Below are 13,941 nucleotides of genomic sequence, written 5' to 3'. Positions count from 1 at the left end.
GGGTCGTCACCCTACCGGGCGCTTGCCGCCAGAGGCTCAGCGCAGTAATTCGACCAGCGACCCGAGTGCTTCACGCAGGGCCTCGCGGGAACAGCCCGCGTACCCGATCGCCGCGCCGAAGGCGGTGGGCGTGCCCGCGAAGTGCCGCGCGAGGCCGTCGAGCTGGATGCCGCGCCGCTCCGCCGCGCGCAGCCGCTCGTGTTCGACCGCGGCCGATGCGAACGGGACCACCAGGTGCGCGCCAGCCTCGTCGCCGACCACCGGCACGTTTCCCTCGCGCAGCGCGGCCACGAGCAGCATCCGCCGCTCGGACAGCTCACGCCGCAGTTTCCGCAGGTGCCGTCCCAGATCACCGTGTCGCGCCAGCTCGATCAGCACGCGCTGGCCGGCGGGCGAGGGCCGGGTGCCGGTCCGGTCGCGATAGGCCAGCACGGTCGAGGTGACCGCAGGCGGCGCGACCATCCAGCCCGCGCCCAGCGTCGGCGTGAGGATCTTGCTCGTCGTGCCCAGATGCGCGACCACGTCCGGCGCGAGCGCGGCGAGCAACGGCAGCGGCGCCACGTCGAAGCGCAGCTCGCCGTCGTAGTCGTCCTCGATCACCAGCATGTTCTCGCGCCGCGCCCGCTCGACGAGGTCCACCCGGCGCGCCGCGCTCATCCGGCTGCCCATCGGGTACTGGTGCGCAGGCGAGCAGTAGACGGCACGAGCACCGGCGGGGATCGCGTCCGGCCGCAGGCCCTCGTCGTCGACGGGCACCCCGGCCACCCGCACCCCGGCCGACCGCAACGCCTGCACCGCCCGCTGGTAACCAGGTTCCTCGACCGCGACCAGGTCTCCCGCGGAGAAGATGGCACCGGCCAGCTCGACGACGGCCGCCGTCGTGCCGCCGGTCGCGAGCACGAAATCCGTGCCCACGGCGAGTCCGCGGTGGCGCAGCAGGTGTTCGGCGATCGCCGCGCGGTAGTCCGGCAACCCGGCGCGGTGCGCGCGGGACAGCGGGGGCGCGTCGGCGGCAGCCCGCCACGCCCGCCGCCACGCCGCCCGGTCCAGCCCGGCGGCCCACGGCGTACCCGGGGTCAGGTCGAGAATTCCGTCGGGTTCGTGCTGCTCACCGGGTACCGTGCGATGGACGGGCCGGTCGCTGGGCGGCGAGGTGGTCACGTAGGTGCCCGAGCCGTGCCGCCCGGCGATCCAGCCCTCGGCGTGCAGCTGTTCGTACGCGGCGGAAGTCACGGTCCGGCTGACGCCGAGCCGTTCGGCCAGCGCCCGCGTCGACGGCAACCGGTCGCCGCCACGCAGGTGCCCGCTCGACGCCGACTCGCGCAGCGCGTCGGCGAGCTGCACCGCCAGCGGGACGGCGGACTCGCGGTCGAGGGTCACCGGCAGCGCCGTTCCGGAGTGCGTCACGAGAAGTGGACCTTTCAAATGTGCCAATAGTGGCTATTCTATAGTGCCACTCCTCGGGGCAAGCTGACAGCATGACGACGCTCTCGCCCACTCCCCGCAGCACGCTGAACCGGAAGAAGGACCGGGCCGCGACCGATCGCCAGGCGCTCTACGACGTGCTCGACGAAGGTCTCGTCTGCCACCTCGGGCTCGTGCTGAACGGCTCCCCCGTCGTGCTGCCGACCGGCTACGGCCGCGACGGCGACACTCTGTACTTCCACGGTTCGACCGGCGCGGGCAACCTGCGCGCGGCGGCGACGGGGATCGACGTCTGCATAACGGTGACGCTGCTGGACGCCATCGTCTACGCGCGCTCGCTGAACAACCACTCGATGAACTACCGCAGTGCGGTCGTGCACGGGCGTGCGCGGCTCGTCGAGGACGCCGAGGAGAAGATGCACGGGCTCAGGGTCGTCACCGACCATCTCGCGCCCGGCTCGTGGGAGCACGCGCGTGAGGTCAACGCCAAGGAGTTCGCCTCGGTCGCCGTGCTGTCGCTCGGCCTGGACGAGGCATCGGTGAAGGCACGCGCGGGCGGACCGGGCGAGGAGCCCGAAGACCTGGACTCCCAGCACGTCTGGGCCGGTGTCGTGCCGGTCCGGACCACCTTCGGCGCCCCGGTTCCCGCGGACTACGTGCCCGCGGGGTCGCCGGTCCCGGCGCACGTCAGTCGCGGACGGGACCGCTGACCGGGTCGAGGTGGTACGGCCGCATCGCGCGGCCGCCGGCGCGGTAGACGTGGATGCTGATCGCCGGGTCGGGCCCGTCGTTGCGAACCTGGTGCACGTAGCCGGGGCCGAACACGCGGGACTGGCCGGCGCTCAGCACGTTCAGCTCCGTCGCCGTGCCGCGGGCGACGGTCTCGGTCAGCCTGCCGCTGACAATCGTGAAGGCGCCGGTGGACCGCGCGTGGTCGTGCAGATCCGTGTGCTGGCCGGGAAGCCAGCCCATCAGCCACACCTCTTCGTCGGGGCCGGCCGTGATGCGGGTGGAGAAGCGCTGGTCGGGGTCGTAGCGGAGCAGGTCGCGCCAGCGGTCGCGGGCCGCGGCGTACTCCAGTGCGACGCGCACGGGATGGCGCAGGCCGGGCCTTTCGGCCACGGCGACGGTGTTGTCCGGAACGGCGAACATGAGTGCTGTGTCCTCGATGCAGAGAAGGAAAAGGGGTCGCTGGGGCGGATCAGCGACAGGAACACAGCGCGAACATGCCGACCAGGGAACCAGGACGAACCGGTCAGGTCAACCCGATCCCACTTGGTGAAATCAGGACCACTCGTGCTTGTTCTGCCTGCCGAGCAGCTCCGCACCCGCGCGGCGCGGGTCGAGGCCCTCGTGGCAGACCCGGTGCATCGCGTCGGTCAGTGGCATGTCAACGCCGTTGGTCTGGGCCAGCGCGCGGATCGATGAGCACGACATGACGCCCTCGGCGACCTGTCCCCCGGCGGCGTTCTGCGCCTGCTCGACCGTCTCGCCGTGGCCCAGCCGCTCGCCGAAGGTGCGGTTGCGCGACAACGGTGACGAGCAGGTCGCCACCAGGTCGCCGACGCCCGCGAGGCCCGCGAAGGTCAGCGGGTCGGCACCGAGTTTCGTGCCCAGCCGCACCATCTCGGCCAGCCCGCGGGTGATGAGGGTGGCCGTCGTGTTCGCGCCGTAGCCCATGCCCGCGGCCATGCCGCAGCTGAGCGCGATCACGTTCTTGCACGCCCCGCCGAGCTCGCAGCCGATCACGTCGGTGTTGGTGTACGGCCGGAAGTAGGCGTTCGACGTCGCCCGCTGGATCGCGACCGCGCGCTCGTGGTCCGTGCACGCCAGCACGGCCGCGGCGGGCTGCTCCTGGGCGATCTCGCGGGCGAGGTTGGGCCCGGACACCACGACGATCTCGTCCTCCGGCGCGCCGGAGATCTCCGCGATCACCTGGCTCATCCGCTTGAGCGTGCCCAGTTCGACACCCTTGGCGAGGCTCACCAGGATCGCGTCGGAGGGCAGGAGCCCGCGCCAGCCGGTGAGGTTCGCGCGCAGGCTCTGGCTCGGCACCGCCAGCACGACGGCGTCGGCGCCGACCAGCGCCTGCGTGGGATCCGCTGTCGCGGTGAGGTTGTCCGGCAGCCGCACGCCCGGCAGGTAGCTGCCGTTGCCGTGCCCGTCGCGGATCTCCCCGGCTACCTCCGCGCGCCGGGCCCACACCGTGACATCGCGGCCGGCGTCGGCGAGGACCTTCGCGAAGGCCGTGCCCCACGACCCCGCGCCGAGGACGGTGATGCGCTGGACGTCCATCAGTCGCCGTCCGCCGGCTCCGGCTTCTTCACCGGGGGCTGCTCACCGCGGATTTCGGCCAGCAGGTCGGTCACCCTGTCCATCAGCAGCTCGGTCACCTCGCGCAGCACCGGGGCGCTCGGCTCCTTGCCGCGGTACGCCGAGAGGTCGATCGGCTCGCCGACGGAGTGCGTGATCGTCTTGCGCGGGAAGAAGCGGATCTTCTTCCGGTAGAAGTCGAGGATCTCGTTCGTGCCCCAGCGGGCGATCGGGATCACCGGGGCGTCGGTGCCGAGCGCGAGCCGCGCGACGCCGGTGTAGGAGCGCTTCGGCCAGCCGTTGGGGTCCTTGGTGATGGTGCCCTCGGGGTAGATCACGACGACCTTGCCGTCGCGCAGCGCCTGGTACGCGGCCCGCAGGCTGTCGCCCGCGTTGCTCGACCCGCGGTAGACCGGGATGCTGCCGGCGCCGAGGAAGATCTTCCCGAACACCGGGGTGGTGGCGAGGCTGTCCTTGCCGAGGAACCGGGGCACCCGCTTCTGGCGGTGCACGAACACGGCGTCCACGGCGGGGTCCATGTGGGAGACGTGGTTCATCACCAGCAGGGCGCCGCCCTCACGCGGGATACGCTCCCCTCCCCGGTAGACGCGCCGGCCAAGGTAGGTGACGGGATAGAACAGGGCGGCGGCGGTTCCGACCCAGAACCCGCCCTTCTCACGACCGGCCAAGACTCCTCCTGTGGTGTCTGCTGCTACCGGCTGATCCTAGGGGGCGGGTTGGGGAAAGATGGAAACGTGCCCGTGGATCTGATCGTGCCGATGAAGCCGCCGCGGCTTGGCAAGTCCAGGCTGCGCGGCGCGGTCGACGACGGCCTGCACCCGGCGTTGGTGCTGGCACTGGCGTCGGACACGCTCGCCGCCACGGCCGGGGTCGTCCGCCGCGTGCTCGTGGTCGCCACCGATCCGGCCGCCGTCGCGCCGCTGACGGCGTTCGGCGCCGAGATCGTCGGCGAGGACGGCGCCGGCGACCTCAACGCCGCCCTGCGCCGCGGCGAAGCGCTCCTGCGCGCCGACGATCCGGACGCCGTCGTCGGCGCGCTGCAGGCCGACCTCCCCGCGCTGCACCCGGCGGACCTGGCGGCCGCGATCGCCGAGGCGGCGGGCCGCCGCGCGTTCGTCGCCGACTGGGAAGGCACCGGTACGACACTGCTGCTGTCCGCCCCCGGCGCCGCACTGGAACCGCGCTTCGGGCCGGGCTCTGCCCGGGCGCACAACGAAACCGGCGCGATCGCGCTGGGCCTCGCCGCACCGAGCCTCCGCCGCGACGTGGACACCGCCGCCGACCTGGCGCACGCGGGCGAGCTGGGGCTGGGGAAGCGCACCGCGGCACTGCTGTACGAGGGGACGGCCGCGTGAACATCGCGCGGCCGCTGGGTCAACTTCTGAAGATCACGGCCGCGGTGCTGAATGCGGCGATCGGCGTAGCGGCAAACCGCGCCGAAGTGAGGAACAATGCGGGTGTGAGCAGCGACGAGAGCAGCACCCCGGACACCACCGCACCCGCCACCGACGAGAGCAGGTCCGTGCAGTTCCGCGCCGTGCCTTCGGCGCCCCCCGCGGTGACGGCGCCGGTGCCCGCCGCCACGGCCGAGTCACTGCCCGACGACCGCTACTTCAACCGGGAACTGTCCTGGCAGGACTTCAACGCCAGAGTGCTCGCGCTCGCCGAGGACGAGTCCCAGCCGCTGCTCGAGCGGGCCAAGTTCCTGGCCATCTTCGCGTCCAATTTGGACGAGTTCTACATGGTCCGGGTGGCCGGGCTGAAGCGGCGCGACGAGACCGGGCTGCCCGTGCGCAGCGCCGACGGCCTCACCCCGCGCGAGCAGCTGGCCTACATCGCCAAGCGCAACCAGGACCTCGTCGAGCGGCACACGCTGGCCTTCGAGGAGCGGGTGCGCCCGGAGCTCGCCGAGCACGACATCCACCTCGTCGGCTGGGCGGACCTCGACCCGGCGGACCAGCTGCGGCTGTCGAACTACTTCAGCGAGCAGATCTTCCCCGTGCTCACCCCGCTCGCCGTCGACCCCGCACACCCCTTCCCCTACATCTCCGGGCTGTCGCTCAACCTCGCCGTCACGGTGCGGGACCCGGAGGAGGGCACCGAGCGGTTCGCGCGGGTGAAGGTGCCGAACAACGTGCCGCGGCTGATCCGGGTGGAACCGCTGCGGGAGAGCCGCATCGCGACGTTCCTGCCGCTGGAGGAGCTCATCGCCGCGCATCTGGGCGAGCTGTTCACGGGCATGGAGGTGACCGAGCACCACGTGTTCCGGGTCACCCGCAACGCCGACTTCGAGGTCGAGGAGGACCGCGACGAGGACCTGCTGCAGGCCCTCGAACGCGAGCTGGCGCAGCGGCGGTTCGGGCCGCCGGTCCGGCTGGAGGTCGCGCAGGACATGAGCGAGCACATGCTCGACCTGCTGCTGCGCGAGCTGGAGGTCGACCCGCACGACGTGGTCGAGGTGCCCGGCCTGCTCGATCTGACCTGCCTGCTCCAGTTGTCCAGTTTGGACCGCAAGGAACTGAAGGACCGCCCTTTCGTCCCGGCGACCCATCCGGCGTTCGCGGAGCGTGAGACGCCGAAGAGCGTGTTCGCCACCCTGCGCGAGGGCGACGTGCTGGTGCACCACCCGTACGACTCGTTCTCCACCAGCGTGCAACGTTTCATCGAGCAGGCGGCCGCGGACGACAAGGTGCTGGCGATCAAGCAGACGCTCTACCGCACCTCCGGCGACTCCCCGATCGTCAACGCGCTCATCGACGCCGCCGAGGCGGGCAAGCAGGTCGTGGCGCTCGTGGAGATCAAGGCGCGCTTCGACGAGGAAGCCAACATCACCTGGGCACGCACGCTGGAACGCGCCGGCGTGCACGTGGTGTACGGGCTCGTCGGACTGAAGACCCACTGCAAGGTCGCGATGGTGGTGCGCCAGGAAGGTTCGACGCTGCGGCGCTACTGCCACATCGGCACCGGCAACTACAACCCGAAAACGGCCCGGCTGTACGAGGACCTGGGCCTGCTGACGGCGGACCCGGCCATCGGCGCGGACCTGACGGACCTGTTCAACGTGCTCACCGGGTACTCGCGGCAGGAGACCTACCGCAACATCCTCACCTCCCCCAACGGCATCCGCCGCGGCATCCTGCGGCTCATCGGGGAGGAGATCGAGCACGCGCACGCCGGCAAGCCCGCCGGCATCCGCATCAAGTGCAACTCGCTCGTGGACGAGCAGGTCATCGACGCGCTGTACCGCGCATCGCAGCAGGGCGTGCCGGTGCAGGTGGTCGTCCGCGGGATCTGTGCTCTGAAGCCGCAGGTGCCGGGGCTGAGCGACAACATCACCGTCCGCTCGATCCTGGGCCGGTTCCTGGAGCACTCCCGGATCTTCCACTTCCGCGGCGGCGGCACGTACTGGATCGGCAGCGCGGACATGATGCACCGCAACCTCGACCGCCGGATCGAGGCGCTGGTGTGCGTGAAGGATCCGAAGCTGACCGCACAGCTGGGCGAGGTGCTCGACTCGGCGCTCGACCCGGCCACCCGCTGCTGGGTCCTCACCTCGACCGGCGAGTGGTCGCCGTTCCCCACCGAGGGTTCCAACGTCCGCGACCACCAGGTCGAGCTGCTCAAGAAGCACGGGGCCAACGGGTGACGATCTCCGCCGCGGGGGCAGTGCTGTGGCGTGACCGGGGGGACGGCGTTGAAGTCGCCGTCGCGCACCGGCCGCGGTACGACGATTGGTCGCTGCCCAAGGGAAAGCTCGATCCCGGTGAGACGCCGCCCGCCGCGGCGGTGCGCGAGATCGGCGAGGAGACGGGCTTCCGCGCGATCCTCGGCCGTCGTCTGCGCACCGTGCGGTACCAGGTGCCGGCCGGGGACAAGGTCGTCGAGTACTACAGCGCGGCGGCCGCGGACGGGGCCTTCACGCCCAACGAAGAGGTCGACTCGCTGCGTTGGCTGCCACCGGCGGAAGCCGCGTCGGCGCTGAGCTACGAGACGGACGTCGACGTGCTGCGCGCGTTCACGGCCCTGCCGGCGTCGCTGAGCACCCTGCTGCTGGTGCGGCATGCCAAGGCGGGCAAGCGCTCGGACTGGAGCGGTGACGACGATCTGCGGCCGCTTTCGCCCGCGGGGTGGAAGCAGGCCGAAGCCGTCCGGAGGCTCGCGCCGCTGTTCGGAGTGGATCGGGTGTTCTCGGCGCCGCGACTGCGGTGCGTGCAGACGGTGCGGGGGATCGCGGAGGATCTCGGCGTGGAGGTCGCGCAGGAGCCGCTGCTGGCCGAGGAAGACTACTGGGGCGACCCGGCGCGTGGGCTTTCGCGGCTGCTGGCGATCGCCGCGGGCGGCGGAACTCCGGTGGTGTGCAGCCAGGGCGGGGTGATCCCGGGGGTCGTGTCCGCGCTGGCCGCACAGGCGGGCGTGGCACTGCCGACGGGCAAGGGCGGCGGTACGCCGAGTAAGAAGGGTTCGGTGTGGGTGCTGTCGTTCCGCGTCGCCGAATCGAATGGCGGACCGCGGCTGGCGGCGGCGGACTACTACCCGACCGCATTGCCTCATCCGCTGCCCGCCCGATCTTGAGTGGGCGTATTCGTATTGGTGTTCCCGGCCCGGGCGGAAAGGGCCCGGGAGGCCATTTCGGGAAAGCCGCACTCGGCCTCCCGGGGCTTGTCCGCACCGCGGCGGAAACGGGATCCCCGTCCGATCGGCCCGTAGCGGGGCGCCGGTGATCCGGGCCGTAGAAGCCTCAGAACGGGCCTGAGCGGGCGAATGCGCAGCTGAGGTAGGCCGACCCCACCCCGACCCGGCGAGTGCCCTGGAATGCCGCAGGGCCCCCGCGAAGGATTCGCGGGGGCCCTGCCGGGAAGCCGTTCGAGTGAACGGGCTACTACTACTTCTTCTTGGCGCGCGAAGTGGTGGTCTTCTTCGCCGCGGTGGTCTTGCTCGCGGTGGTCCTGGCCGCGGCCTTCGGCGCCGCCTTGGCAGCGGTCGTCTTCTTGGCCGTGGTGGACTTGGCCGCGGTCTTCGGGGCAGCAGCCGTCTTGGTGGCCGCGGCGGCGCGCGTGCGCGTGGTGGTGCTGCGCGTGGCGGTGGGCCGGGTCGCGGTGCTGCGGCCGGTCGTCGCACGGGTGCCGGTGGCACGCGTGGTGGTGGACCGCGAAGCGGTGGTGCCGGTGCTGCGGCTGCTCGTGGAGGTCGCGCGCTTGACCGCGGTGGCCTTCGGCAGCTTCTTCGCACCGCTGATGACGTCCTTGAACGTGGTTCCCGCGCGGAAGGCGGGCACGTTGGTCTTCTTGACGCGCACGGTCTCACCGGTCCGCGGGTTGCGCGCGGTACGGGCGGCACGGGCACGCTTCTCGAACACACCGAAGCCGGTGATGTTCACCTTCTCGCCCTTGTTGACCGTACGGATGATGATGTCGACGAGACCGTCGACGGCCTCCGACGCAACCTTCTTGTCGCCCAAACGCTCGGAGAGCGCCTCGATCAGCTGGGCCTTGTTGGCCATTCCAGTCCTCCATGAAGAACTACTTGTCACACGGCCACTTCGGCCGACTTGCGCACACGGTATTACCAATCCCCCGGAAATTCCAAACGGCGCGCGGAATTTTTTCTGGCTCGGGAGGTGCTTTCCGCCCTCCGAGCGACCCCCGAGGGGGCTTCCGCGCGCCGTTCGGCGTCGTGTGGCGAGTATTCGATTCCCTTGCTGAGCAGGGAATCTGTGCTCAGTAGGCGACCTCGGGCAGGGTCACCGGCTTCCAGTTGGGACGCTGCGACTCGAAGGTGTCGATCTCCTCGGCGTGGCGCAGGGTGAGAGCGATGTCATCGAGTCCCTCGAGCAGCCGCCAGCGGGTGTAGTCGTCGATCGAGAAGCTCGCGACGAAGTCCTTGGCCCGCACGGTCTTCTCCTCGAGGTCCACCGAGACCTCCGTGCCGGGGTCGTTCTCGAGGATCTTCCACAGCTGTTCGACGTCCATCTGCTCGCACTGGGCGGCCAGCAGGCCCCCCTTGCCGGAGTTGCCGCGGAAGATGTCGGCGAACCGGGCCGAGATGACGACCCGGAACCCGTAGTCCAGCAGTGCCCAGACAGCGTGTTCGCGCGAGGATCCGGTGCCGAAGTCCGGCCCGGCGACCAGCACGCTGCCGGACTTGAACGGCTCGGAGTTGAGGATGAAGTGCTCGTCAGAGCGCCAGGCGGCGAACAGCCCGTCCTCGAAACCGGTGCGGCTGACGCGCTTGAGGTAGACGGCGGGGATGATCTGGTCAGTGTCCACGTTGGACCGGCGCAGCGGGACCCCGACGCCGGTGTGGGTCTTGAACGGCTCCATGGTGGGTTCGGTACTCCTTCGTCGTTCGGATCAGGTCTGCCCGCTAGTGGTCGGACCCGGCGAGCAGGTCCTCCGGGCTGGAGAGGGTGCCGCGAACGGCGGTGGCGGCCGCCACGAGCGGCGAGACGAGGTGGGTGCGGCCCCCCTTGCCCTGCCGGCCCTCGAAGTTGCGGTTCGAGGTGGAGGCGCTGCGCTCGCCGGGGGCGAGCTGGTCCGGGTTCATGCCCAGGCACATCGAGCAGCCCGCCTGGCGCCACTCGGCGCCGGCGTCGAGGAAGACCTTGTCCAGCCCCTCCGCTTCGGCCGCCTTGCGCACCCGCATCGAGCCGGGCACGACGAGCATCCGCACGTTCTCGGCCACCTTGCGGCCCTGCAGCACGTCCGCGGCGGCCCGCAGGTCCTCGATCCGGCCGTTGGTGCAGGAGCCGAGGAACACGGTGTCGACGGTGATCTCCCGCAGCGGGGTGCCCGGCTTCAGGTCCATATAGGACAGGGCCTTCTCCGCGGCGAAGCGCTCGTTCTCGTCCGCGATGGCTTCGGGGTCCGGCACCTTTTCGCCCAGCGGAAGGCCCTGGCCGGGGTTGGTGCCCCAGGTGACGAACGGGGTCAGCGCGTCGGCGTCGAGGTGCACCTCGGCGTCGAACTCCGCGCCCTCGTCGGTGCGCAGCTCGTTCCAGTTCGCCACCGCGGCGTCCCAGTCGGCGCCCTTCGGCGCGTGCGGGCGGCCCTTGAGGTAGGCGTAGGTGGTCTCGTCCGGCGCGATCATGCCGGCGCGGGCGCCCGCCTCGATGGACATGTTGCAGATGGTCATCCTGGCCTCCATCGACAGCGCCTGGATCGCACTGCCCCGGTACTCCAGGACGTAGCCCTGACCGCCGCCGGTGCCGATCTTCGCGATGACCGCGAGGATGACGTCCTTCGCCGTCACGCCGGGGCGCAGCTGCCCGTCGACGTTGATCGCCATGGTCTTGAAAGGACGCAGCGGCAGGGTCTGGGTGGCGAGCACGTGCTCGACCTCGGAGGTGCCGATGCCGAAGGCCATCGCGCCGAACGCGCCGTGGGTGGAGGTGTGGCTGTCGCCGCAGACCACGGTCGTCCCGGGCTGGGTCAGGCCGAGCTGCGGGCCGATGACGTGCACGATCCCCTGCTCCGCGTCACCCATGGGGTGCAGCCGGATGCCGAACTCCTTGCAGTTGCTGCGAAGGGTGTCGACCTGGGTCTTCGACACCGGGTCGGCGATCGGCAGCTCGATGTCGACGGTGGGGACGTTGTGGTCCTCGGTCGCGATCGTGAGGTCCGGCCTGCGGACCTTGCGGCCGGCCAGCCGCAGCCCGTCGAACGCCTGCGGGCTGGTGACTTCGTGCACCAGGTGCAGGTCGATGTAGAGCAGGTCGGGCTCCGCGCCTTCGCCGCGGCGCACCGTGTGCGCCTCCCAGACCTTCTCGGCCAGTGTGCGGGGCCGTGTGCCGGTCATCTGCGCTCCTCCCAAAGAGCTTGGTTGGGAGCAAAGGAACTCGATCTTCGGCCCGCTCTTCGAGCCGCGCAGGACCGCAGCTCGAGTTCGATGTGTCCCATATAGTGGACTTCCCAGAGTTCGGGAAGTTAGTATCGCTTCGTGGGACAGCATAGCCCTTCCAACCAGCACAGCGGTATTGGTGTTCTCGACAAGGCCGTGGCGGTACTGCAGGCCGTCGCCGAGGATCCGTGCGGGCTCGCCGAACTGTGCGCCCGCACCGGTCTGCCGCGGGCGACCGCGCATCGGCTCGCCGTCGGCCTCGAGGTCCACCGGTTGTTGCGCCGTGGCCCCGACGGCCGGTGGCGCCCCGGCGCGGCGCTCGCCGAACTCGCCGGTGGCACCACGGATCCACTGCTCGACGCCGCCGGCTCGGTGCTGCCGAAGCTCCGGGACATCACGGGGGAAAGCGTTCAGCTCTACCGGCGGGACGGCGTGCAGCGCATCTGCGTCGCGACTTCCGAGCCGACGAGCGGGCTGCGCGACACCGTCCCGATCGGCTCGCGGCTGCAGATGACGGCGGGCTCCGGGGCGAAGGTGCTGGCCGCGTGGTCGGATCCGCATACCCAGCGCGCGATCCTGGCGGACGCGGTGTTCGGGGAACGGACCCTGCTCGAGGTCCGCAGGCGGGGGTGGGCACAAAGCGTCGCCGAGCGGGAGCCAGGAGTAGCGAGCGTTTCGGCTCCCGTACGGGATTCCGCGGGCGCGGTCATCGCGGCGGTGTCGGTGTCCGGGCCGGTGGAACGGATCGGCCGCAAACCGGGCGCCCGCTGGGCGGCGGACCTCCTCGCGGCGGCGGAGGCCCTGCAGGAACGGCTCTGAAGGAAGGCGCGCACCACAAGGTGTCAGGCCCGGCGTGCCCGGTAGCTCCGCATCTTGTGCCGCGCTCCCGGCGTTCCTGGACCACAGTGGACGCTAGTTGACGCAGTTCGCACCGCCCGCGGTGATCGCCGGCGCCGCGCTCGAGGGCGGCGCCGGTGCCGGGCTTTCCTGCCCCTGGTAGTCCGTGCCGAGGTAGACCCGCACGTGACCGCTGTGCAACGCCGAGTCGGCGACCGCGCGGACGCCCCTGCCGAGGAACTGCGCCACCTGCTCGGCTTCCGTCCGCTCCCCTGCCGCGTAGTCGACGACCGTGGTGCGCCGGGCCGGGACGTTGGCCACGGCACCGGTCGTGAACCCGAGCCCACCCAGCTGCTGTGACACCCGGGCCGCGAGCCCGTCCGCGCCGCTCGCGTTCTCCACGTCGACGACCACGCCCGCGCTCGTCCGTACAGCCGCGGTGGGCACCACTGTGGACGGTGCCGGACCGCCGATCGCCTGCTGGATGGCCGACCGGACCTGCGCGGGGTCGACCTGCACCGAGTCCCCGTCCGCTGTCTTGAGGTCGGGATCGCCCACCGGGATGGTCTGGAAGCGGATCTTCCCGGAGCTCATGCTCTGCAGCTGCTGCGCGAAGGAGAACACGTCCCAGCCCTGGTCGATCGTGACGGTCTTCTTCACCGCGTCGATCAGGTTGCCCAGTTTCGTCGGGTCGGTGAGCGTGCCCGCAGACAGCACGGTGTGCGCCATGCTCGCCATGAACGCCTGCTGCCGCCGGATCCGGTCGAGGTCCCCGTTCGGCAGCCCGTGCCGCTGGCGCACGAAGGCGAGCGCCTGCGAACCGGAGATCGTCTGCTCGCCCGCCGGGAAGTTCGCGCCGGAGTAGGAGTCGTGCACGGGCGCGTTGAGGCACACCGGCACGCCGCCGATCGCCTCGCTGATGTCGTAGAACCCGACCAGGTTCACCGACGCGAAGTGGTTCACGGTCAGGCCGGTCAGCTGCTCGACGGTCTGGATCGCGTTCTTCGCCCCCGCCTGCGCCGCCTGGACGTTCAGCTGCGCACCGCTCACTCCCTGCGCCCGCAGCTTGTTCCCGGCGGCAACCTGCGCGTAGGTGTACGCGGAATTGATCTTGTGCTTGCCGTAGCCACCGGCGAGCTGGACGTAGGAGTCGCGCGGGATCGAGAAGGCGACGGCGTTCGCGCCGCCGGCGGGGATGTGGATGAGGATCATCGTGTCCGTGTTGTCGCCACCGTCGCTCGCGTTCCCGGCGTGCAGCTGGTCCAACAGGTCCGCGGGCAGGGGGTCGCCCTGCGCGTCGGTCCGGGTGTCCAGACCGACGAGCAGGATGTTCTGTTCCCCCGTCGTGCCCGTCGCGCCGGGGTCGAGCACGTCGGCCGTGGACAGTCCGCTGGTCAGCCGGTTCACCTGGGACCAGCCCAGCCAGGTGGCACCGAACACCAGGAGGGACACCAGCGCCACCGCGGTCCTGCCGGTGACGCTGACGGATCGGGACTTGCTCATCCGGAT

Annotated in this window: 13 protein-coding genes; 5 read left to right on the top strand and 8 right to left on the bottom strand. The window is 70.9% G+C overall.

What is annotated here, in order from left to right; genetic code table 11:
- Window positions 1–36 precede the first annotated feature (36 nt).
- Window positions 37–1,407, bottom strand: a complete 1,371-nt coding sequence (gene pdxR, locus LWP59_RS07775; RefSeq protein ID WP_144639002.1) for a MocR-like pyridoxine biosynthesis transcription factor PdxR — start codon at window positions 1,405–1,407, stop codon at window positions 37–39.
- Between the two features lie 71 nt (window positions 1,408–1,478).
- Between pdxR and LWP59_RS07770 the strand changes: the two genes are divergently transcribed.
- Window positions 1,479–2,135, top strand: coding sequence for a pyridoxamine 5'-phosphate oxidase family protein (locus tag LWP59_RS07770; protein ID WP_144639001.1), 657 nt, complete (start codon window positions 1,479–1,481; stop codon window positions 2,133–2,135).
- Here the strand turns inward: LWP59_RS07770 and LWP59_RS07765 are convergent.
- The 3 genes from LWP59_RS07765 to LWP59_RS07755 all read right to left on the bottom strand — a co-directional run bounded on the left by LWP59_RS07765 (window position 2,113) and on the right by LWP59_RS07755 (window position 4,427).
- Window positions 2,113–2,577 (bottom strand): cysteine dioxygenase, encoded by a 465-nt coding sequence (locus tag LWP59_RS07765; protein WP_144639000.1) that lies wholly within the window; start codon window positions 2,575–2,577, stop codon window positions 2,113–2,115. The genes LWP59_RS07770 and LWP59_RS07765 overlap by 23 nt on opposite strands.
- A 132-nt stretch (window positions 2,578–2,709) precedes the next feature.
- A complete protein-coding gene (locus LWP59_RS07760) occupies window positions 2,710–3,720 on the bottom strand; it encodes an NAD(P)H-dependent glycerol-3-phosphate dehydrogenase (RefSeq protein ID WP_144638999.1) in 1,011 nt (336 codons plus the stop codon).
- The gene (locus tag LWP59_RS07755) at window positions 3,720–4,427 is read right to left on the bottom strand and encodes a lysophospholipid acyltransferase family protein (protein ID WP_144638998.1); all 708 of its coding nucleotides are present in this window, start codon (window positions 4,425–4,427) and stop codon (window positions 3,720–3,722) included. The genes LWP59_RS07760 and LWP59_RS07755 overlap by 1 nt, the downstream gene beginning before the upstream one ends.
- 66 nt (window positions 4,428–4,493) lie before the next feature.
- Between LWP59_RS07755 and cofC the strand changes: the two genes are divergently transcribed.
- The 3 genes from cofC (at window position 4,494) to LWP59_RS07740 (ending at window position 8,331) form a co-directional block, all read left to right on the top strand.
- Window positions 4,494–5,114, top strand: a complete 621-nt coding sequence (gene cofC, locus LWP59_RS07750) for a 2-phospho-L-lactate guanylyltransferase (RefSeq protein ID WP_144638997.1) — start codon at window positions 4,494–4,496, stop codon at window positions 5,112–5,114.
- Between the two features lie 104 nt (window positions 5,115–5,218).
- A complete protein-coding gene (locus tag LWP59_RS07745; protein WP_144638995.1) occupies window positions 5,219–7,405 on the top strand; it encodes an RNA degradosome polyphosphate kinase in 2,187 nt (728 codons plus the stop codon).
- Between the two features lie 2 nt (window positions 7,406–7,407).
- Window positions 7,408–8,331 carry an NUDIX hydrolase gene (locus LWP59_RS07740; RefSeq protein WP_229857349.1) on the top strand — a complete coding sequence of 308 codons (924 nt, stop codon included), beginning with the start codon at window positions 7,408–7,410 and terminating at the stop codon, window positions 8,329–8,331.
- Window positions 8,332–8,641: 310 nt separating this feature from the next.
- On the opposite strand, the gene LWP59_RS07735 is transcribed toward LWP59_RS07740, so the two are convergent.
- From LWP59_RS07735 to leuC, 3 genes are all read right to left on the bottom strand, one after another.
- Window positions 8,642–9,259: an HU family DNA-binding protein gene (locus LWP59_RS07735; RefSeq protein WP_144638993.1), complete on the bottom strand. Its 618-nt coding sequence runs from the start codon at window positions 9,257–9,259 to the stop codon at window positions 8,642–8,644.
- A 217-nt stretch (window positions 9,260–9,476) separates the two neighbouring features.
- Complete coding sequence (gene leuD / locus LWP59_RS07730; protein ID WP_144638991.1) at window positions 9,477–10,079, bottom strand: 3-isopropylmalate dehydratase small subunit; 603 nt, start codon at window positions 10,077–10,079, stop codon at window positions 9,477–9,479.
- A 43-nt stretch (window positions 10,080–10,122) separates the two neighbouring features.
- Window positions 10,123–11,553: a 3-isopropylmalate dehydratase large subunit gene (leuC, locus tag LWP59_RS07725; RefSeq protein WP_144638990.1), complete on the bottom strand. Its 1,431-nt coding sequence runs from the start codon at window positions 11,551–11,553 to the stop codon at window positions 10,123–10,125.
- Between the two features lie 141 nt (window positions 11,554–11,694).
- On the opposite strand from leuC, the gene LWP59_RS07720 reads away from it, so the two are divergent.
- A complete protein-coding gene (locus LWP59_RS07720) occupies window positions 11,695–12,414 on the top strand; it encodes an IclR family transcriptional regulator (RefSeq protein WP_186383258.1) in 720 nt (239 codons plus the stop codon).
- 93 nt (window positions 12,415–12,507) lie between these two features.
- Here LWP59_RS07720 and LWP59_RS07715 read toward each other — a convergent pair whose 3' ends face one another.
- Window positions 12,508–13,935, bottom strand: a complete 1,428-nt coding sequence (locus LWP59_RS07715; protein ID WP_144638988.1) for an LCP family protein — start codon at window positions 13,933–13,935, stop codon at window positions 12,508–12,510.
- Between the last annotated feature and the right edge of the window lie 6 nt (window positions 13,936–13,941).

Source organism: Amycolatopsis acidiphila, from assembly GCF_021391495.1.
GTDB lineage: Bacteria > Actinomycetota > Actinomycetes > Mycobacteriales > Pseudonocardiaceae > Amycolatopsis_E > Amycolatopsis_E acidiphila.
Note: the sequence above shows the minus strand (reverse complement) of the source record. Positions and strands in the feature narration are given on the sequence as shown.

What these genes read in the sequence shown, in the direction of transcription:
- LWP59_RS07715 (WP_144638988.1), bottom strand. Translation starts at nt 13,935, where the DNA reads ATGAGCAAGTCCCGATCCGTCAGCGTCACCGGCAGGACCGCGGTGGCG.
- LWP59_RS07735 (WP_144638993.1), bottom strand. Translation starts at nt 9,259, where the DNA reads ATGGCCAACAAGGCCCAGCTGATCGAGGCGCTCTCCGAGCGTTTGGGC.
- LWP59_RS07765 (WP_144639000.1), bottom strand. Translation starts at nt 2,577, where the DNA reads ATGTTCGCCGTTCCGGACAACACCGTCGCCGTGGCCGAAAGGCCCGGC.
- leuC (WP_144638990.1), bottom strand. Translation starts at nt 11,553, where the DNA reads ATGACCGGCACACGGCCCCGCACACTGGCCGAGAAGGTCTGGGAGGCG.
- leuD (WP_144638991.1), bottom strand. Translation starts at nt 10,079, where the DNA reads ATGGAGCCGTTCAAGACCCACACCGGCGTCGGGGTCCCGCTGCGCCGG.
- LWP59_RS07770 (WP_144639001.1), top strand. Translation starts at nt 1,479, where the DNA reads ATGACGACGCTCTCGCCCACTCCCCGCAGCACGCTGAACCGGAAGAAG.
- LWP59_RS07760 (WP_144638999.1), bottom strand. Translation starts at nt 3,720, where the DNA reads ATGGACGTCCAGCGCATCACCGTCCTCGGCGCGGGGTCGTGGGGCACG.